Raw genomic sequence first — 26,094 nt, forward strand, 5'->3', positions numbered from 1 at the left:
CTAACTGCGAGGTACAAATAAGGCATACAGTTCCCTACCCATGACCGTAGCATCCCACTCAAAATCAGCGTAAGTCATTCCGTCAACAATCTGTTCACCTTCGCCATCTGGCTCTGTGAACCAACCAACAAATTCATAACCATCTACATCGTCTGGAACAAGCAGCGACAGCTCACCCTGAAATTCAACAATTTGGGTCTCTACAGAATCAGGCAGAACATAGGTGATTTCATACTCTAGCGGAATATAGTACGCATACAGTTCCCTACTCATAACCGAGTCGTCGTACTCAAACTCTGCGTAAGCCATTCCGTCAAAGATCTGTTCACCTTCACCATCTGGCTCTGTGAACCAACCAATAAACTCATAACCTTCCCTCTCATCGGGAACATACAACGACAGTTCATCGTAATAACCCACAACCTGAACATCCTCAAAGTCTGGAAGAATATACGTAATCTCATACGGACGATAGAACCACTCAAGATAAATATTCAGAGTATCTTCTAGCGGAGTCTGGAGCAGATTCATCAGGATATCGCCAACAGTCATATATGGGTCAATATAGTCGCCCCAGTCGTCCATCTCGCCATACAAGTCATAACCCAACCAAACAACGTCAAGATAAGGACTATCGGTCCAAGCGATTTGCTGTACCATCTCAATGTACTCAAACTCTTCATAGCCATTCGGATAGTACGTAACTTCGATATATCGCAACTCAAGATGAGCGTAGAACAGAAGTGGGCTAACTCCATCCCATCCGCAATCATCGGCAATGTACTGAATTGTAGGCTCAAAGCCATTATCATCAACCCACTGCTGATTGTATTCGTTCCAGAAATCTTGATCGTACCAACCGTATGCATACATAGAAATGTAATCATTCGTTGGGTCATCGTCCTTGTTCTGATCATATCTGTAGTCGAACAAGTCCGTAAGCTGAACCGTTTCCGTACGAATCAGCACATAATCATATGGTGAATCTGGAGTATAGGACCAGTACTGAATCTCAACACCAGCCGTATCCCAAACAGCGTAAAGGATGTTCGGATTCATAGGCTTCCAGTAAGGATTGCCGTCATCGTCGGTCATCTCGACCAGAACAGGTGGAAGCATCTCGTACTTGTCTCCAGGCTGATATGCAACGTCACCCGAGTCAGGATCAACGGCCCAACCCTTTAGCACGTAGCCATCCTTGGTAGGTACGAAATCGCTGACGTTGGTAACGCAATCAATAAGACCCATCGTGGGCGGCATCATATCAAGGTCTGGATCCATCAGGTCGTACCAGAGCTCGATCTCATCAGCCTTCCAGACAGCGTAGAGGATGGTCTCCTCAGGAGGCATTGCCCAGCCAGTAGGAGCGTCGATCTCGCCGTCGCCGTCGTAGTCCTTGTACCACAGGTCATCATCAGGGCTAGTAGCGCCCAGCTTGGTGGACCAACCCAGGAAGGTATAGCCCGGACGGACCATCATGTCGAAGGAAGGCATGACGATGATCTCGGAGATGTTGTGGTTGGTGCGGTCTTCGTAACCAGCAGGCGGGTTGCCATCTTCAGTGTTCCAAGCGCCCTTAGCGGGAGCGGTGGTGTTCTCTTCGTCGATGGTGCCATCGGAATTCAGGTAGACATAATAGAGAGAACCAACGGATTCGCCGTATTCAGGATCGTTGATGTCTGCATAACCAGCCGGGATGAAGGTGAGCGGCTGGACGGACATTGCCCACATCGCATAGAGGGTAACGTCTTCGTCCCACATGTTGAAGGTGCGGGAAACATCGTCTGCTTGGATGTAGAGCTGAGAGTCGATGAGCGCCTGGACGTATGCGAAGTTGTCAAGACCGTTCAGGGTCATGGCGCCTTGGATAACGTCGAAGGTGGACATGAATTCAACGCGACCATCTGCGAAGGTAACGAAGATATAGCCGCCGTCGTCCCAAGCGTAGCCCTTCAGGCTGTAGGGGCGGTTCTGAGCATCCACCGGAGCGTATACCAGGCCGTCATAGCGAACGTCGATAGGCAGATCCAGCGTGGTGCCGGTCTTGTAGCCATGAACGCCCGTGTGCTGGCCCGGGAATGCCGGGAATGCGTAGAACGGAGCGTTAGGCTCGACTGCGTCGTCGGTCCAGTAGCCCACACCCAGGTCGATGATGAGCTTGAATTCATCTGCATCGTAGTAGAGCCACAGCTGCAGGAGCTGTTCGCCGTCAGGAACGATGTAGACGCCGTTATTGTCGGTATCGGTACCCACAGACCAGGTGGACCAGTCGCCATGACCAAGGATCACGCCGGTCTCGGTGGAGGTGGTGGTAACAGGCAGGCCGTCCTTATTGTAGGTGACATTGGTGCCTTCCTTGATGTAGTTGTAGCCCTTGATGGGTTCGTTATCGATGTTCCAGTAGTACTGCTTGTTCGCATCGTATTCAACTGCGGAAGCAACTTCGTCGGTAACACCGTAGTGGATGATGGTGTCATAGACCACGCGCTCACCGTTACCGTTGATGATGTAGCGGACAACCTGATACGGGGTGTCTTCGTTGGCCTGCCATACCGCATAGAGCGTTACGTCATGGGTAGGCATGAAGAAGGTCTGACCCAGCGGGGTGAAGTGGACCACGCCGTCGGTAGTGCCGCCATCGGCTGCCGCAGCCAGTGCTGCAGCGATGGATGCGTTGCCCTTCAGGTTGGTAGCAGCGTCGGTGTAGTACCAACCCACCAGGGTGTAGCCAGGACGCTTCAGTTCATCAGCGGTAGGCAGCTGCAGGTTCTGCTCGCTGCGTACACCACCGTTGCCGTCAGCGTCTACCACGTAGCCCTTGTAAGGATCAGGCATGGAGCCATCGGGGGTCTGCCACTCGCCATAGTCGCCACCGACGATGATGAGGTTCAGAGGCTCGGATTCCATGATGACGGAAACAACGGAGGAGCCGTCGCCTGCGATGGTTGCGTAGACATTACCCTTGACCTGATCGGTGAAGGAGCTTGCCATGGTACCCATAGCTGCAGCGGACATGAGCGTGTTCCACGTAAGCGTGGGGTCGCTGGTGTCGAAGCCGTGGCGGTTGCCGTTGAACAGCGTGAAGCCAGTTTCGTTAGCGAAGTAGCCGCGCCAATCGATAGCCTCGAGCTGAGCCTTGTAGGAAGCGTTGGCAACCTCGGTTGCGTTATGGGGGTTAGCGATCTTGTAGGTCTCGCCGGTGATACCCTTAGCGGTAACCTCGAGCCAAACTTCCAGTTCGCCGTTGCCGTCTACCTTGTAGTAGCGAACGGTGTATTCGGTATCGCCGTTTGCGCGCCACACAGCGTAGAGGCGAACGTCGCTTGCCGGCATGGTGTAGATGTGGTTAGCGTCGTTCAGGGTGAACTTGATGCCGCCCGTTGCTGGATCGATGCCTGAGTCGAGCATTGCGATAGCAGCAGCCAGCTGGGAAGCCTTACCTTCAGAGGTACCAACGTTGACCGGATCGTCGTAGCCGTCAACGTCGACGTTCCACTTGTAGTACCAACCGACCAGTTCATAGCCTTCGCGCTGGAGGACCATGGAGCCCGGCAGCTGGTATTCTTCGTCGGTCATCAGGCGGATGGTGCCACGCCATGCAGCTTCATCACGATCGGTGTAGGTGCCCGGATCAAGACGCAGCGTGTAGATGCGCGGTGCCCAGACTGCGTAGAGGGTGGTATCGGTGATGCCCATGGTGAAGATGTCCTGCTCGGCGTAGATCAGACCTGCACGGTCAAGAGCGTCGAACAGGTTGTCTGCGTCGCGACCCTTAGCATTCATGGTGGAGATCATCTTGCCATCGACTTCGTATTCGCTCATGAGGGTCCAACCCATGAGGTCGTAGCCCTTACGGGTGACGTCGAAGTAGTCATAGCCGATGCGGAACTGCTCTTCAGCATGGACTGGGTAGACCTTCTTCTGGCTGCCCTGAACGCTGGAGTCGATGGTGTCCCACGTACCGTAGCCAGCTTCGAAGGTAAGGGTGAGCGGACGTGCGGTGTAGTAGAGCTTCAGCACCAGGGTGGTTGCGCCATCAGGCGTGCCATAGCGGACGTTCTGAGCGGTAACGGTGTTGCCGTTCTTGTCCTTATAGGTGATGGTGTCGCCATCGGCGATGATGTCGTAGCCGATGAACTGATCGTCTTCGATGAACTTCTGGCCGCGGTTGGTGTAGTCGACCTTGGTGTCGTCGTCGCCAACGTGGTCGATAGCGACGACCGGCTCGTCGGTAACAGCGTACAAGGTGTCGACCACAACGTCCTTCACCTTGCCGTTACCGTCAACGCGGTAGTGCTCGACCTGATAGAGAACGTTGCTCTGAGCGTACCAGACGGCGTACAGGGTCACATCTGCGCCCGGCATGATGAAGCCGTAGCCCAGGTTGGTGAAGTGCTTAGAGAGGCCGTCAGTAAGGTCTACGCCTGCCAGAGCGGAGTTCAGATACGCATCAGCGGTGGTGTCCCAACCAGGATAGTTGACAACCGGATCGGTGCCGTCCTTAGCGATATCGCGGCTTTCGTTGCCCTTCACGTTGTCAACGCGCTTGTCGGTGGTCCAACCGAGGAAGTCGTAGCCAGGACGTACGATGTCCTGGAACAGGCTTGCCGTGTTCTGTTCCGCGAAGTAGTAGATAGTGCGGATGTTGTCGGTGTCCTTCTCGGGATCGGCACTCCACTGACCCTGTGCGGTGTGGAAGTCGATCTTGTACATGAGCGGATTGCCATCGTCGTCGAGCTTATACGGTGCGTAGTACAGGTCGAGCACGAGGGAATCGTCAGCAGCCACGATGCCTTCATAGGTAGAGGTGGTGCCTGCGCCCGGAACAGCGACCACGGTGCCATCAGGCAGTGTGATGGTGTCTGGGAACACACGCTCGTAGGTGTAACCGGTCAGCGGAGCGTCATAGCCGAAGTAGAAGTGCTCGTTCGTATCGGTAGGCGTAGTGCCCGTGGTGCGAACGATGTAGTTCTTGTCGGCGGTGATGGTGGAGTCGGTATAGCCGGTGTAGGTGTCGGTGGATACCAGTACCACGTTGCCCTCGCCCGTTACCTTATAACGGTTCACGGTGTATTGCGCATTAGCGTCAGCAGACCAGATAGCCCACAGCTGCAGGTCGGTAGCAGGCATGATCAACGACGTGCCGTCTTCGGTGTAGAGCGGACGGCTGTAGATGCCGTTTGCTGCCGGGTTCGCGATGGATTCTGCCAGGTAGGTGTCTGCGGTAGCAGCGACCAGACGCAGCGGATCGTTGCGATATTCGTCAGCCTTGATCTTGGATGCTTCAGCGATGGTGCCTGCAACATCGGAATTGGTTGCCCAACCGACCAGTTCATAGCCGTTGCGGAACGGATCAGCAGCGGTGTTGTCGTGGCGACCATTGGTGCCGATGAGATCTGCCGGCAGCTGGACGGTGGTCTGGCCCGTGCGATAGGTAGCAGAGATGGAGCGACCATCGCTGGACATGGTCCAACCAGCAGGTGCCGTGAAGGTACCCTTGGTGGTATCTGGGTCGAGGTTCAGGGTGAGCGTGTGCTCGTCTGCCTCGTAGTACAGATTCAGGGTAAGGCGGTTGCTGTAGCCCGATGCCTTCAGCAGACCGTGGTCCGTGGTGTACCACAGTGCGTGGTTAGCAGCATAGTAGCCAGCCTGAGGTGCGCCTTCGTCGAGGTAGGTATAGCCCTCGATAGGAATGTCGTACGCATACCAGTCGTCGTTGCCATACATGCCCGGCGTGATGCCATTGTTGTTAGCGTCAGCCCAGATCATGGAGTCTGCATAGCCCTTATAGGTGTTGGTGGACACCAGGATGCGGTTACCATTGCCGTCGATCTTGTACAGGTTGACGGTGTACTTGATCTTGATCAGGTCGTCCGGATCGATATCAGGATCGATCGGATCAGGGGTAGGATCAGGATCGGGGTCTGGATCGGGATCAGGGAACGGCGGAACCGGATCCGGATAAGGGTTCGGATCAGGATCGGGGTATGGATCGGGATCAGGACCAGGACCTGGCCATGGATCGGGATCAGGCGGGATCGGAGGATCGATGGGGTTCTCATAGTAGCCCGCGTAGTAGAACACGTATACCACGGTGGAACCGTCAGCCAGCACTACCTCGCGCTCGTAACCAGTGGAGTCAGCGGAAGTGGTGTAGGTAACGCCATCGATCTCGACAGAGATGAGCGAGCCATCCTGCTTGAACGGATCGTAGATGATGTGGGTGTAGCCGCGCCAGAAGTACCAATCCTCAAGGGTGGTGACCATGTTGGTGTTCACCTTGCCGAAGCGGTTGGTGTAGGTCTCGGAATCGTGCGGAGTGGTGAAGTCCTTCTCTGCCACGGTCCAGGTAAGGCCTGCGTCCTTAGCGTCCTTGTATACGTCGGTCTTAGCGATGGTGCCAACGCCTTCGTGGTTCACCTTGATGTGTACCACGGTAACGTCTGCAGGCTTCGCCTTCCAGACAGCCTCGAAGACCTTGTCATTGCCCCACGTGAACACGAGTTCATCGAAGGTGCCGTCTTCGTTGATGTCATACACGGTGCCCGTGTCGGTGTCCAGCCAGCCGATCAGTTCGTAACCGACCTTCTTCACCATGCTTTCGGGCAGCGGGGTGAACTTGTGGTTGTAATACACCGTGCGATCGACGTTCTCTGCTGTGGTGCCATCTGCTTCGGTGATGGTGCCACCGAGGCTCTTATAGGTGATGGTGTAAGCGTCTACGGTGTAGTACAGCTTGAGCACCAGTGCGCCGTCGTCGGTCCAGTCGCCCACATGGCCCGTGATACGGCCAGTTGCGATGGTGGCATAGAGCTGAGCCAGGCTGGAGTTCTCAGGCAGCAGCTTGGAGAATGCCGGATCGTAGGTGAAGCCGATGAGGGTCTTCACCAGTTCTTCGTAGCGCCAGCCGTCTTCAGGTGCGGTGCCAACGCCGGTGTAAGGAGCATCGACGCGGATGTACTGACCAGCGGTACCCAGGATGTCCTGACGATCGATCAGGTTCGGGTTCTGGAGGTTGCCAGCGTCGTTCACATCAACGGTGTAGTGCTCGACGTAGAAGTGAGTGCCGTTCTCGATAGCACGCAGGTAGATGTAGAGCACGGTCTGGTCGATGCCAGCTGCGGTAGCGTCGTCGCCAGTAGCGTTCAGGTAACCGAATGCGTCACCCAGCGGGTTGAGCGGATTCGGGTCGATCTCATAGCCAGCAGCGATGAGGATAGCCTGGAGCCATGCATAGATGTTGTCGTGATCATCTGCGTGAGCCTCGAACGGATGTGCAGGATCGGAGTAATCCAGCCAGTTGCCCGTAACGCCAGTGCGCAGATAAGTTGCCAGTTCTTCAGTGGTGCCGTCGCCCTGGAGCGCGTTGACGATGACCTTGTATTCAGAGTTGTTAGCCATCCACACTGCATAGAGGGTGGTCTCTTCGTTCGGCATGGTGAAGGCGTACGGATCGCCTGCCAGGTAGATCTGACCAGCGTGGTCGAGGATCCACTGGTTGGAGACCATACCGTTGAGGTCGGAGCCATCGAGGGTGGTGGTCCAGCCATAGAGGGTGTAACCCGGGCGGATACCCACGGAGGAGTTCGGCAGCGTTACCTTCTCACCGGTCTTGTAGATGTCGGTGGAGGGGTTGGAGCCACGCCAGGTTGCGCCGTTGTTATAGGTGCCATCGTCGGGGTTGATGGAGCCCAGTTCGAAGTTCAGCTGCTGACGGTCTGCCAGGTAGTAAAGATGCAGTTCCATGGAGCCGTCTGCCAGGATGGTGCCAGAGAGCTTCTGGAGCTCATATTCACCGAAGGTGAAGCCCTTGATGAGGAATGCCCAGCTGTTGCCCTCTGCGTCGAGCCAGGAGCCCAGTTCGTAGGTGCGGCCCGTAGCTTCGTCGATGTAGGCGCCGGTCTTGCCCGTGCCGGTGGTGTAGAACTGCTTGCCATCATAGAAGATGTCCACCACGTCGCCGTCGCCCTCTACCAGGTGGTGGTAGATCTTGAACGGCGTGTCGTTGTTCGGGACGAAGACGAGGACGATGTTCGGCAGGCCAAGCGGCATACCAGCAACTTCTTCGATAACGCCAGTGGTGACGATCTTCTGGGAGTAGTCAACGCCGTTGACGGTAGCGTCTGCCGGGGTGTCGCCCTTAGCAGGATCGTACAGGTGGTAACCAGCGATGCCCGGAACTTCCCAAACGTTCTTCACGATGGTCTTGGTATCGGGGATCAGGTTGCCGAAGCCGTCGTCGACCATCTTGATGCCCAGGGTGCCGTCAGCCTTCAGTTCGTAGACCGGGCTAGTAGCGGTAGGTGCTTCAGGATCGACGAAGGAAACGGTGTCGCCTGCATAGCCCTTGAATTCAAGGGTGGTGAGCTTGTCTGCCTGGGTACCGCCGGTGATCTGCCAACGATCGACGGTGAAGGTGATCTCCTTAGCGCGCCACACTGCATAGAGGGTGGTTGCGCCCTGAGGCATCTTGAAGGTGCCACCAGCAGGGATGAACAGCGGGTTGATGCCGTACTTGTCGATGCCAGGGTTAGCTGCCAGCCAATCGGTCCAAGCGATGGATTCGGAGCCGACCAGGTTGGTGAACATCGCGTAGTCATCGCCAGCGTACCAACCGACCAGTTCGTAACCCAGGCGGTTAGCAGCGTCTGCGCTCGGTACCTTCAGGGTCTTGCCAACCTTGTAGACACCAGAGATGTTAGCTGCACCAGAGGTCCAGTTACGGTTCGCCATGTCAGTGGAGGTTGCGTTGTCGCCCAGCAGGAAGGTGAGCGGCAGAGCCTCAGCAACGTAGTACAGGGTGAACTCGGTCTTGCCAGTACCAGAGATGTGAGCAGCAAGGCTGGTCTGCAGGTTGGTGCCCGGAACAGTGCCGTCAGAGTTCGGATGGAACTTGTAGCCCTGGAAGTCGTATTCATAGGTGGTGCCGTCAGCGCCCGTGTAGATGAGGTACAGGGTGCCGTCGCGCATCTCGCCATAGATGTAGTTCACCTTGTCCTGATATGCCAGACCGATGTCGGAAGGCTGGATCTCGGTGTCAGTTTCGCCCTGACGCATTTCGGTGAGCACCTCGAAGGTGTTGCCGTCGCCATCGACGAATACGTGGTGAACCTTGTATTCAGTGTCGTTGTTCGCATCGTAGTACACGCGGAACACGGTAGGATGCAGCGGGTCGCCCGAGATGACCGCAGAGAGCAGCGAATTAGCGTGCAGCAGGTCGAGCGTGTAGCCGCGGAAGTCGTATTCACGAGAGCCGTCCATGAACGTGGTGTCGGTGGGCAGCACGTATTCAGGCTTCAGGTTGCCATCGTTGTCGAGCAGGCTGAAGGTGTCGCCCGTTGCGAACTTGAAGGCATCGTTCTTGTTGGTGTAGTCCAGCGTTGCCACACCGTTGACCACCTTGTAGTACGCAACCTGGTAAGCAGATTCGTCTGCTACCCAAACTGCATACATGTAAACGGTGTCGCCCGCGTTAGCATCCGGAGCAGAGATGAGGGTGCCGGTCGGATAGAAGTGCGGATCGCCAGAAGCCAGGATCTGGTTGTAGCGATCGATGGACATCGCACCGAAGATGTCGATCTGGTTCGCATCGTTGGTGGTGTACCAACCCTTCAGGGTGTAGCCAGGACGCTTGGAAGCGCCGGAACCTGGCAGGTAGACCTTGGAGCCAGAGACCACGTTGACCGAGCCGGTCTGGACGAACGCATTACCAGCGCCGGAATAGCTCTTCACCCAAGAAGCGTCACTGAAGGTGTCGCCATTGATGACCAGGGTGAGGCTGTAGGTGTCAGGCGTGAAGAACAGGCGGATGACGCTGGAGCCATCACCGTTGATCAGCTTGTAAGGATCAGAGGTGAAGGAGATGTCGTTGATCATGAAGGTGCCGGGGCTGTAGTGGTAGCCAGTGACCACTGCGGAGTTGACCCATGCATCGTCGGTAAGCTGCGTGGGCACGACCGTGTTACCGTCGGCATCGACGTAGGTGTAGGTGTTCCACACGCCACCGGTCTTTTCGGCGTCAGCCTTAGCGTAAGCGCCAGCCAGACCAGTGTGCTTGATGGTGATGACGTTGCCATCGGCGTCGGTAGCCTTGGAAGCGATACCTTCACCGGAGACCTTCCAGATCTCGACTTCGTATTCCACATAGAGGGAAACGTAATACAGCTTGAAGGTGGTGGAGCCGTCGCCATTGAGGGATGCGATGGTGACCACTTCTTGGTAGTTGTCGCCGTTCCAAACGGTGTTGAAGCCAGCGAAGAAGCCGTAACCCTTCAGTGCAGGATAGGTTTCGTAGAGCGCATCGAGGATGGCCTTGGAGTAGATGTCAGAAGCGTTAAGAGCCGATTCGGACTTGCCAGTGTGGGTGGTGACGTAGACCGGATAGGTCTCGACCTTCAGTACGTTGGTGAGGGTGCGGGTGCCATCGCCATTGTCGACGTATTCGGAGACCACACGATAGTGTTCCACGGTGTAGGTGGTGTCTGCCGGCATCCAGATAGCCCACAGGGTCTGGTTAAGAGCAGAACCAACTTCGTAGTTCCTGGGATAGAAGCTGTTGGTGAGCGCTTCGGAGAACGTGGAAGCATCGCGGTTCGCATCCAGGTTCCACGCATCGAGCGCATCCTTGTCGGTGGTCCAGCCGAGCAGCTGGTAACCAGGACGTGCTACATGCGTGCCCTGAGGAACATCGATGACCTGACCGGTCATGTACTTCTTCGAAGGCGAAGAAGAGAAGGTGTCAGTGCCGGATGTCCACACGCCGCCCTCGACCTCGAACTTAACGTCGCGAGGGGCCGGCGTGTAGAACAAACGGAGAACCAGCATCTCGTTCGGGTCGCCCATGATAGTGCCGGAATAGGATGAGGCGAACGAGGTGTTCTGGAGGATGGTGATGGTCTTGTAGATGGGGTTACCAAGAGCGTCATAGCCCTCGATGTAGGTGTAGTCGTAGGATGCACCGGTGTAGCGCCAGCTGGATGCTGGTGCTGCGGTGTAACCATCGATGTCCTTCCACATCCAGGACAGCGACGTGTAAGCAGTATGAGATTCAACAGGTGCGCCTGCAACGGTGGTGTCGAAGAGACCCGGTGCTGCATTGGTGCCTGCAGTATTAGCGTTTGCCTGATAGCCAGCGGTACCGTTCAGGACGATGGAAGCAGCCACGCCTTCGGTGTTGCTAGAGCCCGGAGCAGGTTCATCGAACTTCATGGGCTTGCCCGTCACCGGATCCCAGTACCAGTATTCAACGCGGTACTGAGAGCCACCCTGGACTGCCTCGTAGTAGAGGATCAGGGTCATGCGGCCGTCAGCGGTGACGAAGCCGGTGAGCTTGGAGTCGCCATAGACCGACGTGTAGCTTGCATTCAGTTCATAGCCCGGACGATTCGGGATGGGCTTGAAGTTCGGACCCTGGCCCGTTGCGGAGGTGAAGCCAACCTCGGTGCCGGTAGGAGCAGAGAGGAGCGTGTTGTCGTCTGCGTCGATGTAGCCCTGAGCGCGTTCGAAGGCCTTATCGCGGATGACCTTACCAGCTTCAACGCGGTAAACCTGTACGCGATATTCCTTATCCAGGGGTCGCCAAACTGCCCAGAGGGTGACCACGCCGTACCCCTGAGCGTCGACGGTGGTGCCAGCCGGCGGCACGATCCACTGGGAACCAGGTGCCAGCAGGCGGCTGTAATCGCCAGATGCCAGGGCTGCTTCGAGGATGTCCTCGGAGGTTGCCCAGCCAGCCAGCGTATAACCTTCGCGCTCGACATTAGTGCCGACCGGGAGGGTGATCTTGTCGTAAGTGTAGACGCGGTTCATGGAGCCGCCGAAGATACCGTCGTCGCGGTTCAGGTTAGCCAGCGTCCAAGAGCCGTCCTTCAGGTCGTAGACGACGTCCTGCTTCTTAGCGTCGTAGTACAGGTGCAGCACGCTGGAAGAGTCACCTTCAACGTAGAGGCCTGCGTTGATAGGATCGCTACGCAGTGCGGAGTAAGCGAAGCCAGGCAGGTTGTCATAGACGATGAAGTAGTTGATGCCGTTGTAGACCACGTGATCGACGCCGTTGGTGAAGGCGATGCCCATAGCCTGGAGTTCAGCAGCGGTCTTAGCCTGGAGCTGCTGGCCTGCGGTGCCCTTCACGTAGATGAGGTAGTTGCGCAGGTCCTCAGGAGCAACCACGTTGCCATTCTCGCCATCGAGCACGTTGCCGTTAGCGTCGCGATAGAGACGGTTGCCGTTCTTGTCCACTTCGTAGTTGGTCTGGTGGTCGGAGAGGGTCTCATAGCGACGGACCACATATTCGACACCATCAGGGATGGCAGTGTAGAACAGGTAGATGGTGGAGCCGCTGGTCTTATTGAGGAGCACGGAGTTCACGGAGCCGAGCACTGGCAGGCTGAGGTCGAAGCCACGGAGGACTTCGTTGCCCGTACGGGTGAAGGACTGGGAGAACTGATAGCCAGCAGGAGCGGTGATGGCATAGCCTTCGCCCAGTGCTTCTTCGTGGTAGTCAGCGCCCACGCCCCAGCTGCGAACCGGGTTGGTAGGATCGTTGAAGTTGATGGTGTCGCCATAGACGCCCGTGAGCACACCGTTCTCGTCAGCATTCGGGAAGGTGACCGGGATGCGCTGCAGGGTGCCGTCGCCGTTCTGGACCCAAACTTCCACGGTGTAGGTAGCGGGCAGTGCGCGCCACACAGCGTGCAACGTGTAATACCACGTGTCACCGATCTTGGTGAGATACGGGCTTACCTCGCCGTAGTTCGGGTCGGTGTTGAGTTCAGGCATGGTGAACACAGAGCCCGGAGCGTAGAAGCCGGTCGGGGTGAGTTCGCCATTGGAGAGGCGATCTGCCGTGACGATGGAATTGGTGCCTTCGGTGTTGGTGCCTTCATTGGTGATGTACCAACCGATGAATTCGTAGCCTTCGCGCTCAACATCAGGCTTGGTAGGCAGAGTGGTCTGAGAACCGGTCTGCATAGGACGGGTGGTCTGGCCAGTGAACTGATCGGACCAAGAACCAGAGCCCAGGTCGAAGTTGAGGACGCGCGGGTCGCCCACGTAATACAGGCGCAGCACGGTGGAACCGTCGCCTGCTACGTAGAGTTCGTACCAGTTGGAGTTGACGGTAACGAGGACGCCGTCTTCGTTATAGATCTGGCAGGTTTCTGCGAATGTGTAACCGGGGTGCCCATGCATTGCAGGAATGAAGAGTGCCGGATCTGCAAAGACATAGGTACCCGCGGTCACACCGGAGATGGTAGTGGGATCTTCTTCAGCGAGCGTTGCGTGATGGGTGCCATCAACGTAGTAGTGCTCGACCTTGTAGCTTGCTGCGCCTTCAATAGCCTCGAAGTAGATGCGCAGGACGAGCTTGCCATCGGCGGTGACGATGCCGGTGAGCAGTTCGTTCTCGTGGCTGTAGTACTGGTAGCCCTGAGGTGCCAGGACGCCCACGTAGCCAGCAGGAACGGTAGCACCTTCGGAGCCGACCACCATGAGCGTACGCCAGGAGTCGGTAGGAGCACCATTCTTGTTGTATTCGCCGCCGTAATACACGGTGTCATAGAGAGACGTGATGGCGGTGGTGGGATCGTTAGGATCGCCAACGTTGGTGACATAGCGCTCGACGGTGAACAGCGTGTTCTCGTCAGCTTCGTAATACAGGCGGAGCACAAGGGAGCCGTCTGCCTTCACGACGCCAGATTCAACAGCCAGTTCGTAGTCAGGCAGGTAGTAGTAACCCAGCCACTGAGTGAAGTATTCTGCGATGCCGTCGGCAAGCTTGGTACCAGCGATGGTGACGCCAGCAACGTAGTATTCGCCGCGCTCGGAATCGAAGAGCACCTTCACGTTGGAGTTAGCCGGTGCGTAGAGCTTCAGGGTCTCGGTGGGCTTCTTGTTCAGGAAGTCCAGCGTGCCGTCTTCGTTGATGTAGACGACCTTGCCTTCGATGACCTTATAACGCTCGACCGTGAAGACCACTGCGTCGATGACGAAGTGCGCGGTGAACGTGTGACCATCGTAGGACATGTAGGAGTCGTCGATGTGCTGCGGGAAGAAGGTGGAGCCCATGAGGTTCACGCCCTGCGGAGCCTCGGTCCAATACTGGGAACCTTCGATCACGGTGCCATCGTATGCCACCCACAGTCCGTCATCGCGGGTCCAGTGCGTGAAGCGGTAGCCCGGATTCGGGGTGGTGTAGACAGGCTTGGGATGACCGGTGACCGGAGCAAAGGAGTCATGAGACAGCGAAACAGAGCCAGCGTCCGACGGGTCATAAGAGTAGTAGATGTTGATGTCGCCCAGTTCGCGGAAGATCGCGTAGAAGGTGACCACATCGCCATGACCCAGACCAGCGGCCGGCAGTTCCTTGCCCAGCTGCGGAACGAAGTTCAGGTCGGTGGATACCGGCGGGATGTTGCCCTGGACATCGGAGAGGTGTGCGAACCAACCGAGGAACTGGTAGCCATCGGGTGCGGTGACCGTGGAGCCCTTGGGGTTACCAGCCGGGCCAGAAGCGATGAGCTCCAGCGTGGGGTTGGTAGAACCATGGTCGCCAGCGCCATAGGGGTCATAGCCCACGTGAGGCAGGTTCACAACGTCATAGACGATGGTCGCAGAGTCGTGGTCTGCACGCAGGTAGTAGAGCTTCAGGGTGAGCTTCTTAGCGTCGAAGCCGATAACGCCCACAGCAGTAGGAGCAGAGATCACCGGATCGTAGTACCACGTCATGGTGCCGTCGGAGAGGTAAGAATCGGGCGCCAGAATGTCTTCAAGATAGAAGCCATCATCAGTCGACGGGATGATCTTGCCGGATTCATCGATCTGATAGAGATGGTACTTGATCTTCTTGACGCCGTCTTCTTCAACCTCTTCGGGCAGGACCTGGACACGTGCGTTGTACGGACCGGTCTTGGACTCCGTAAGCTTCTTGGTGAAGCTCAGGTGATCTTCGTTCTCGAAGTAGTGCTCAACGGTGAAGGTTGCGGGCAGCGGACGGATGAGGCAGATGTAGGTGCGCTCGTTGTCCTTGGAGAAGATCCAGGAGCCCGGGCCGGAGCGGCCGTCGTCACCGTGGACGTAGTCGTAACGAGGAGGATAGAAGTTGATCTGACCCTGGGTGCCCGGCAGGATGGTGTCGGGATCGAGGGAGTCGACCCAACCGATGACCTCATAGCCCGGCAGCAGGCGAACCTGGGTGCCCAGCGCGGTACCAGTGGAAGGAGCGATGAGCTCCATGTCACGGGAGAGCCATGCATGGTCGGGGTCGTCGACTTCGTAGTAGATGTCTACGTCTTCGTCTTCAGAGAAGATAGCGTAGTAGGTTGCGGTCTCCCAGATACCGGAAGAGCCTGCAGGAGCCACGAAGGTAGCGGTATCGCAGACCACGTTGCCATGGACGTCTACCCAGTGCAGGAAGTGGTAGCCCTGGTTAGCGATAGCGGTGATGCCATACGGGGTGCCAGAGAAGGTGAGGTACTGGTCCTGAGCGAGCCAGCCGCGGCCTTCACCGGTAACAGCGGAAACGCGGAATGCCAGGGTGTCGTAGTTCTTCTGGTACATCTCGCCATTGGGCTTAACAGCCGGGTTGATGACCATTTCCACCTTACCAGTGGTGCGGTTGAACCATTCGTCCTTGAAGCCAGAGACCTTGATGATCTGGTGGCCCTGGAGGTCGTAGTACCAACCCTGGAGACCGTGCCAGTAGCACCAGCCAGCGCCTTCCTTACCGTTAGAACCGCAACCAGGATCGTGGGTGGTCTTGTTGCCAACCTCAGAGACGATGTAGCCAGCGCCCGTGGTGTTGGTGGATTCGGACTTGAAGGTGAGGATGACGGTGCGCTCTTCCCAAACTGCGACCAGGGTGCCGCCGAAGCGCGGAACCGGGAATGCGTCGGAAGTGGTTTCAGTGACCTTGTAGACCTTGCCGTTGTAGCTCCAACCGACCAGGTTGTAGCCACCCTTGGTAACGGTGCCGGTCTTAGGCAGCGTGATGTGCTGATAAGGGATGAGGTTCGGGCGATCTTCCAGTTCAGTGGTGCCCGGAGTGGGGATACCGCCGTTGGGGTCGAACTTCACGGTAACGGGCATGTAGAGCCAGTTTGCGGTAAGAACGAGGTTGCCCCTGGACATGAGGCCATTCATGACCTCTTCAACGGTCTGATAGAAGGAGCCGTCGTTGCCGATCCAGCCGTCGAACATGTAGTTCGCGTTGTTGGACAGCGGCATGGTGCGGACCAGTGCGCCCTTGCCATCGCCGTAGTCGAGCGGCGTTACGAAGTTAGCGTCGATAGGACCGTTGAGTGCGGTGAAGATGTACTTGTTGGTGATGGGGCGACCGCCACGCAGGCCGTCAGCAGTGATGGTGTCTTCTGCCCATGCGCCATACTCACCAGGCTGATAGGTGATGGAGTAGGTCTTCTCCCACATTGCGGTGATCTTGGTGTTGCCGTAGACCGTGATGGAGGGGATGTCGGTCTCTTCGGACAGAACGCCGGTGATGACAGCACCGTTGCGCAGGGAGATCTCGTACTTCCAGCCTGCGAAGACATAACCAGTATGAGCGCGCTGTACGATCTTCTCGTTGCTGGGATGACCCAGGTAGGGCTGCTTCTGCAGGAGGCGGTCGTCGCCTTCGAGGAGCAGTTCGTTGGTGGTGCGATCGTACAGGCCGCCACCAACATTGTCGCCAGTGGTGAGGAATTCAACGTCGTAGATGTGGATCCTCCACACAGCGTAGAGGTCGGCATCGTTGCGCATAGGCAGGAGCGCTTCGTTGGCGGGGAACAGAGCCATGTTGCGATAGAATTCAGCGCCCTGTGCCTTGATGTCGGCCTCGATAGCGAGAGTGTCGTAGTCGGCGTCGTAGACCTTGCCCAGCGCCTTGGTGGACCAGCCAACGAAGTCGTAACCAACGGACTTGTACTGGTTCGGAGCCAGGTTCACCTGAGTGTTGTAAGCCATCAGCTGGGTGGGCATGGTGCCTTCGTCCAGCGTGATGCCATTCAGGCGGTTGAGCTCAGCGTTGGTACGGTTCGGGGTATTCGGATGGAAGTTGATGACGAATTCGCCTTCGCTCCAGACCGCGACCAGGTAAAGGTCGCCCGTTGCGGTAAGACCATTCAGATCAGCGGTGAGGATGATGCCCGACAGGTCCGCGGAGCGGATGATCTCGCCCTGCTCGTTGCGGAAGTACATGGGCAGGCCGTCAGAAGTGGTGCGATAGACCACGTGACCCTGGAGGTCGCGGCGCGGCATGCCAGTGGAGTCGAGTTCAGCCAGTGCCCAGCCCATGAATGCGTAGGTCTGGGTCTTGGTGGAGGTGGTAGTGGTGATGGAGCGCGGCAGGCCGTTCTCTTCGCCATTGTAGGTGGGGATGCCTTCGCCACGAACAGCGTGGGTGAAGCGAGTCTCCCCTTCTGAACCGTTGGAGTGGCCAGCGTCGTGACCATTGTCGGTGTAGAAGTCGCCGTAGATGCCCTCGAAGTACCAGACATCGAATGCGTCTGCCCAGTATGCGGTGAAGGTGGTGGAACCTTCGAGCTTGTAGGTGAGCAGCTCTTCAGGAGTGAGCGTGATGGTCTTGGTGGTGATGGAGCCATCGTCAGCGGTGATGGTGACGCGAGCGGTCCAGTGATGCAGCGCCTTCTTGTAACCCGGGGTGACGATGACGTCTTCAACGCGAGCAACATCGCCGGTGTAGCAGATCTGGTTGGTAGCGCCAGTAACAGAGCCCTGCGTAGGATCGGAGGAGTTGAACACTACGTTGACCTTGCGCGGCGACCACACAGCGGTGAAGGTGACAACAGCGCCTTCGCTATTGGAGAGGTTCTCGTACCAACCAGCCAGGTATTCACCGTCGAGGCTGGTAACGTCGGAGCCAGCAACGCTAGAGGTGCCAGAGACGATCCACTTCAGGAAGTCGTAACCAGAGCGGAAGAAGCGACCATTCGCATCGAAGAGCTCGTCGAAGGAGACTTCCATCTCGAAGTAAGGACGACCAGTGTCGGTGAACATCAGGTGGACGCTGGAAGCATACTGACCAAGAACGTCATAGTTAGGTGCAGAAGCGTAATCGAACTTGGTGAAGGTGTCGTCTGCCCATTCAGTGGGGAATGCTTCGAAGCGAACGGTGTACTTGATGGCTTCCCAAACGGGGACCATGTTCACTTCGTGGTTCGGCATGATGAAGTTCTCACCGAAGCCGACCTTCACCCAGTTGCCCAGAGCGTTCTGGTACTGCCAGCCCACGAAGTTGTAGCCATTACGGTGTGCACCGTGGGTAGCAGCGTAGTCCAGAGCGGTGACGCTGGAGTTGGTGGGATATTGCTTGTCGTTGTCTTCGTAGGCGATCCAGCCCAGGAAGCGATCGTCGAAGACGTCGTTCTGGCCATCGAGGCTGTAGTGGACCTTATAGCCAACATTCAGCCAGACTGCCCACAGGGTGACCTGCAGGTTGTCGCCGTCAGGCAGGTTGACGACGGTTTCCATGTCTTCGTAGAGCTTGATGTTGTTCGCTGCCAGGTAAGCATCGAGTTCAGCCTGGGTCATGAAAGAAGACAGCTGGGTCTTGGTCCAGCCCATGAACTTGAAGCCAGCACGCTGGAGACGATCAGCATTCGGGGTAAGGGTAACGACCTCGTCGAATGCGACGCGCTGATCAGGCAGCTTGCCAGAGTCTGCGCCATTGGAGTCGAAGACGATGGTGTACTGCTTGTACTGGAAGCGTGCGAAGTAGCTGGTACCGTCGAGCCATGCTTCGTCGGAGTTCTTCGTGGGGATGAAGGTTGCTTCGGTGCCCACGAGGTTACCCAGGGAGTCATACCAACCCATGAAGATGTAGCCCGGAGCAGGGATAGCGGTGGAACCCTTAGGTTCACCATCTGCAGCAGGGAGCATGTAGTCGCGCGGGTTGGATACGGTGCCGCCCTGGCCATCTACGAAGTAATGCAGCGTTGCATAACCAGGCACGAACCATGCATAGAGGATGATGTCGGTGATGCCTTCGTTGAGCAGGAAGTCGCAGATGCGGGTGTTGTCGTAGATGCGCTGACCATTGGGGGTGTCGCCCGGTACGGTGCCGGAGTTGTCGGCGGTATACCAGTTATTGAAGGCATAGCCAGGCCATACCGGATCGTTAGCCGGGATCAGATGGTCGTCATACCAGTGGAAGATCTGAACACCGATGTAGGTGCCGCCACCAGTTGCATAGTGGACGCGATATTCACGGATGGTCCAGACCGCATAGAGGGTGAGGTCGTGTTCAGGCATCTCGAAGTCAGTGAAGATGTTGCCACCGTCATCGTAGCTCGGGTAGGACACAATGTGGTTCTTCGCATCTTCAGCGGACTTAGCCCAGCCTTCGAAGACATAGCCCACGCGGTTGGTGATAGCAGATTCAGTAGGAACGGTGAAGGTCTCGCCTGCGCCTACGATGAAGCTGATGTTGGTGCCATCGATCGGATCGTAGCCGAAGTCATAGCCGTCGACCCAAGAGCCCACGCCCATGAGGTCATAGGTAAGGGTGAAGGGACGATACCACTGAGCGGTGAAGATGATGGACCACTCATGATCGTCGATGAAGCCCATGGCCAGATCAGGATCTGCTAGCCAATCCTTGGCAGAGATGATGTACTTGTCGGAGACGATCTCGCCATCGAGGTCGAGCGCGGTACGCAGCCAACCAACGAAGGTCCAGCCGTCTTCACCTGCGGGAACGCCGCTGATCAGGTCGCCGTGGTACGGATACTGATCGCCCGTTGCACCTGCAGGCAGGTCGGTGTACATGGTCTCCTTACCAGCAGTGACAACATAAGGCTTGAAGGTGCCGTGGTTGCCCGGCAGGTAAGATACGACGCGCGGGCCACCCCACTGAGCAGTGAAGATAGTAGCGCCGAGGATCTTCAGGGTTGCAGGATCGTCGATCTCGCCAGTGATGGTCTCGCCGTCGACCTCCATGGAGTAGTGCCAACCGATGAGAGTGTAGTTCTTGCGATCAACGGTCATGCCAGTGGTGTGAGCATATTCGCCCGTCTTGACTTCCTGGGGGTTCGGGATGCCAGAGATGGTGCCACCGTTGCCGTCGAAGTAGACGCGATGCGGCAGTGCGGTCCACACAGCGGTGAGCGTGATGACCTGGCCATCAACAGCGGTGAGGTTCAGTACGCCCTCTTCGTCATCGAAGGTGTAGGTAGTGCCATCGATGGTGGTGATCCAGTGATAGAAGACATAGCCTTCACGGGTGTACTTGTTCTTCGGCAGGTAATAGGTGGTGCCGTAGTTTGCACGAACGTCGACCATCTCTTCAACATGCTCGACATCTGCAGCACCCGGCTGGAAGCGGATGATGTAGCTGTTGGGTACCCAATGAGCATAGAGGGTGACGTCGCCGCCTGGCATGTAGTAGATGGAGCCTGGCATGATGACGTCGTTGCCGTTAGGCTGCGTGACCCAGCCGTCCATGGTGTAACCAGTGCGGACGAAGGTCATGGTGTCAGGCAGGCGCACGGAGGAGCCAGCGATCATTGGGTAGACCACGTTGCCGGACTTGTCGTAGGACACAGGCGGCTTAGCGATGCCTTCCCAAGCGTTGGGCTGGCCGCCGTTCTTGTTCAGGGTAAGGGTGAATTCCTTGCCCTTCCATACTGCATAGAGGTAAACGACCGCACCATCAACAGAGGTGAGGTTGTAGATCTGAGCACCATCGACGTAGCGGGTGCCAGCGTCGGGGGAAGTTGCCCAACCCATGAAGTCGAAGCCGACGCGAGCCATCTGGCCGTTGTTGAGCGGCAGGTAGCGGGTCTCGCCGTAGTCAACGTCGATAGCCTCCATACGGCCGATGCCGCCGTTGACCACGAACTGGACGCGATAGCTATTGGGTGCGAAGACCGCATAGAACTTGGAGTGGTTCGGATCGCCCCAGTATTCGCCTGAAGTGTTGAAATCGCGCTTGGTAGGTGCGAAGTCGACATCTTCGGAGAGCAGCTTGCCGTCGTAGGAATACCAGCCCACGAAGTGGAAGCCGGTGCCTGCGACTGCCGAAGAACCACGTGCGGACCACGGGGATACCACGTTGATGAGCTCTTCCTTGGTGGTGACCGAGCCGCCCTTGGTCTCGATCAGTTCGCCGCGTTCATTGAACACAGCCGGGATGTACTTGATGGTGGTAGCGTTCTCCAGCCACTTCGCATACAGGGTGATGCCATTTTCCCAAGCAGCGATGTCGGGAGCGATGGTGCCGTCTGCGTACTGGTACTTAGCCAGGTCGGAGTAGAGCGAATGGCTAGAGGTCTTATCGATGGAGGGGTCCCACTTGCTTCCATAAGGATCGACAACGTACCAACCGTCGAAGGTGTAGCCGAACTTCTTAGGCTCGACAACGCCAGTGAACAGGTTGCGGTCGGTCCAACCCAGGCCACGCTTGTCGTTTACTGCGGTGCCGCCAGTGGAGTTGAAGTGGATGGTGTAGGTGAGCTTCTCCCAGACCGCGTAGATGTGCAGACCATAGGATGCCAGCACGCTGTCGCCCGGCTGCCAGATGACAGAACCAGAGGGGCTGGAGGTGTAGCCGATGAACTTGAAGCCATCACGATGCATGATGTTGGTAGGTTCAGGCAGCACGACCGCCTTGCCGGTGAGCTGGGTAGCCATAGCGAATGCGTTGCCCGGGGTCATGGTGAACGGAGCAGCGGAATCGGGGTCGACAAAAGTAGCCTGGTCGTTCAAATACCATTCGCCACCATTCGGGCCGAGGTAAACGGTTACCTCGGAAGGTGCCCACATTGCGGTGAAGGTGTAGCTGCGGTCAACGATGATGGTAGGCATGGTCTCTGCAGTGTAGGTGTTACCGAATTCGTCGGTGTAGTTGAAGCTGTAGTGGATGCCAGAGCCATCTGCGTTGGTCCAGCTCCAACCCAGGAACTGGAAGCCCGGAACGCCCTTGGGGTTATTGATGTTGTTCGGGTTCGACAGGTTGGTGTCGAAGAACTTCGGATCGAGGGTGGTGCCTGCTGCCTGACCGCCGAACTGCGGAACATAGGTGGTCTTACCCTGCAGCGAAGGCTCAAGGTCGACGAAGTAGGTCTTGTTGTCTTCCTGCGGGAAGGTACCATATGCGCCTGGTTCGTAGACGACGATGTAGACGCGGCCCGGAGCGAAGTGTGCGCTGAAGTGCATGATGCCAGTAACGGCGACCTTCTTGACGTCCTGAGTGACGCCTTCTTCGATGGTGCCATCTTCATGCTGGATGGTGTAGCGCCAGTAAGCCAGGTAGTAGTCGCGATCGATCTGCTCCTGGGTCTGGGAGAAGGTGGGCTCCTGGCTCGGTGCCACGAAGAAGTCCTGCTTCACCTTGATGCCCATGTCCTTGTCGTAGCCAGCAGGCATGTGGATGGTAGCCATAGCCTGGGAAGCTTCGTCAAGTTCGAAGAAGACCTGGTAGGAATCGACCTTTTCCCAACGTGCGTAGAAGACGATGTTGTCGCCATCCTTGCCCAGGTTGGAAACGATCTCTTCGTCGGTGTAGAGGATCGGAGCATTGGGGTTCAGGCTGGTGGACCAACCGATGAACTTGTAGCCATTGCGCACGAACTTATTCTTGTTCAGCTTAGAAGGAACGTCGTAGGTGAGCGTCTGAACATCCATGGTGCCCGAAGCATTGTCCGCACCACGATAGAAGGTGATGGTGTACTTGGAGGGCTCCCACTTGTCGAACAGGTAGATGGTGTCGCCTTCGACAGAGGTGAGGTCGATGTTCATGATGCCGTTGTCATCGAAGACATACTGGCCATCGGCGGTCTGCCAACCTACGAAGACATAGCCTTCACGATGGAGCAGCACTTCGCCGCGCTCGTTGGTGATAGAGCCGAGCATGAGGTCGACACCAAAGGTCTTGACCTGATCTGCAGGCAGGGTGCCCGTTGCTACGTTCTTGCCACCGGAGACGGTGTAGTCGTAAACGATGTTGTACTTGATGGGCTCGAACACAGCCGTGAAGGACTGCTCGTAGGGCCAGAAGCCGCTCTCCGGCATGGTCAGACGCAGGATGGCTTCAGTGGTGAGGATGTCGTTGGAGCCGGTGAGCGTCCAGCCGAGGAACTTGTAGCCAGTGTCTGCCATAGCGCGGACCGGATCGATAGCCGAAGAGATGGTGGTGTAGCCCTTGGTGATCTTGACGGTAGCAGCACCTTCCTGACCAGGGAATGCGACCTTGCCGCCAAAGCCACCGATCCAGGTGACGGTGATGGCACGGGGTTCCCACTGAGCAGTGAGGGTGATGGTAGCGCCGTGAGCTGCCAGGAAGTCAGCGATGTTGTCGCCAGGCTTCAGGAAGCGCGAACCATTGGGGTTGTCTTCGCTTTCGGGTTCGTTGGTGAGCCAGCCAGTGAACAGGTAGCCATCACGCCAGAAGGTGGTCTCGTCGCCCACGGTAGGAACGATGAAGCCAACGCCATAGACTGCATGATCGTCGGGCATGTTGCCAGCGCCCATTGCGCCCTCGCCCGGTTCATAGTGGATGGTGTATTCGTTAGGAGCGAAGTTCGCGGTGAAGACCGTGGGGAGCCACTTACCATTCATGAAGGAGATGGAGCGGATCTGATCTGCGGTCAGCACGAAGTTGGTGAACACATCGCCGGTACGGTCGTTGGTCCAGCCTTCGAAGTGATAACCCTTCTTGCCCGTTGCCACAACGTTCTTGACGGCAGTGCCATCGGAGAGCGGCAGTTCCTGGGAAGCCATGGAGACCGCACCCTGTTCGCAGTTGGGCTTGAACTCGATGATGATGTCGCCTTCAGCCCATTCCACGTAGAGGTAGATGACGTTTGCAACATCAGCGGAGATCGCAATATCACGAACGCGGATAGAGCCAGCATTCTGCGGAGTGATGAGGGTGGAACCATCCGCGAACGTGATGCGATTGCCGTCCTTGTCGAGTGCATACCAACCTGCGACCTTGTAACCAGTGCGCTGGACCTTGTCGCCGTCTTCAGGCAGCAGGTCTGCGTCGATCCAAGAAAGGTCGGTCTTCATGTTGGGGGTGTATACCGAGCCAGGAGCTACGTATTCGATGGTGTAGCCCTTGGTAGGTGCCCACAGTGCATAGAAGGTATCAACGTAGGTGTTGGGGTCGTTCAGGAGCGTTTCGTCGCCGTAAGGCATGAACAGGCGGACGGTCTGATCCTTCTCATCGAAGTAGATGGAGTAGGTGTTGCCGCCAACGGTGCCGTCTTCCTGGATGTGGCGCATGTAGAAGCTCCAACCGATGAGGTCGTAGCCAGGGCGCTTGAATTCCTGGAAGGAAGCGTTGTTGATGATGTAGCCGTTAGCAGGATCGTAGATGCCCAGGCCGTCGAGAGTACCGTTGAACAGCTGGAAGGTGTCGCCGATCTTCATGCCGGAAACTTCCAGGTAACCCGTGGTGACCGAAGCGTCGGCGCCCACGGTGGATTCAGCGGTGGTGCCCGTGCCGTTGCCATCGGTGTCGATGACGAACTTCACTGCAGCGTTCTCGTCGCGATACCACTGAGCATAGAAGGTGATCATGACCGCGTCATCGTCGCCAGTGTTCGGAGCGGTGTACTTATAGCCCCAGGTGGTCTCCATGCCCTGCAGCGGCTTGCCGTTCTTGTTCGTGGGCGGGTTAGCCACGGTATTCCAGTAGCGCAGATTGTAGCCATCGAGCTTGTAAGCGTCGTACTTGGTGCCATCGGGGAAGAGCACGTAGCGGGTGCCGTCTGCTTCTTCGACGAATTCGATGGACTCGCCACCCTCGAGGAAGATGGAGGGGATGTAGCCTTCAGCGTCGTTAGCGTTCGGATCGAAGTTCACGAAGGTGCCGTAGCGGAACTTCCAGGTAACGATACCGTGGTCGTTGCCACCATTGGTGTAGCGATAGAGGGTCTCGAGAGAACGATAGGTAGAGGTCTCAGGAGCGGTGTTCAGAACGAACATGCCCTCGGTAACGCGGTTCGTGCCGGAGTCGAACTTGGGGTTGTCTTCGTCTTCAGTAACGTTCTCTGCAACCCATGCGCCGTTGTTGTGACCCGGGATCTGAGCGATGAAGGTGGGGTTGGTGGTGAGCGACGTGCCGTTGTCCACGATGAGGGTCTCGAGGTGACGCAGGGTGGACAGAGCGTTATCGGTCTTGACCTTCGAAGGATCGAGGGACCAACCGCGGATGTTGATCTCGCGCAGAGTGTCGGTGTTCTGGAAGATGCCAGCAACGCTGCGGCAGTCGTCCATGTAGATGCCAGAGCCGTCGAAGGTCTCCAGGTTCGCGAAGAAGTCCTGCTTCACTTCGTACTGGGTGTAGTTCGCGGTGCCTTCGGAGGGAACCCAAACATACTCTTCAGTGGTGTAGTAGGTAAGACCAGGATTCTCGTCCATGTAGTTGCGGACATGCTCTTCATCGGTGAAGGTCAGGCCGTCAGAGGTGATGTAGGTGTAGACCAGGGTCTTAGTGTAGTTCTCTACCTTGTAAGCCACCGAGCCGTTGTTCTGCAGGCCTGCGCCCGTAACGGTCGCGGGACGTGCGGTGAGCAGCTGCAGTCCAGAGATGTGCAGTTCAGAGTTCGCATAGGAGTATGCGTTATTGCCCGGCAGACGCAGCCATACGTCGTAGTCGCCGGTGGTGGAAGGCGTGAAGGAATACCACTGACCAAGGCCGCCATCGTCTGGATCGCCCAGGACGTTCGGAGCGAGGTTGGCCGTGAGCACGGTGGTGCCCTTCTTATCGGCCGTACCATTCAGCTCGATGGTGAGCGGAACATTGGTGAGCGAGGTCTTGCCATCAGCATAGTTGCCCTGGTTGTTCTCGGTCGCATCCCACCAGTAGTTGAAGTAGAAGTAGTAGGTGGTGCGTGCAGTGAGGTGCAGCTTCGTGGAGTTCACGAACGAGCCGTTGCCATCTTCATCCTTGAAGGTGAGCACTCCCCCATTGACCTCGACTTCATCAAGGTTTTCGGGGATCCAGGTGCCGTCACCGGTACCCAGGGAGTCGAACTGCTTAGCCGAAGAGCTGAACCACTGGTTCAGGGTCATGGCGCGCCAGTTGCCGATGGTGGCGACATGCTTCACCACGCCAGCAGGAACGACCTTCTCCCA

At 57.1% G+C, this 26,094-nt stretch carries 1 protein-coding gene (cut by a window edge); it reads right to left on the bottom strand.

The window, feature by feature from the left end:
• On the bottom strand, positions 1–26,094 hold the 3' portion of the coding sequence (locus NFR25_RS00825; RefSeq protein WP_251197354.1) for a BspA family leucine-rich repeat surface protein. The gene runs 18,999 nt beyond the window's last position; only the last 26,094 of its 45,093 coding nucleotides appear in the window; its start codon lies beyond the right edge, outside the window; the stop codon is at positions 1–3.

Source organism: Anaerotardibacter muris (assembly GCF_943192915.1).
Taxonomy (GTDB): domain Bacteria; phylum Actinomycetota; class Coriobacteriia; order Coriobacteriales; family Eggerthellaceae; genus Anaerotardibacter; species Anaerotardibacter muris.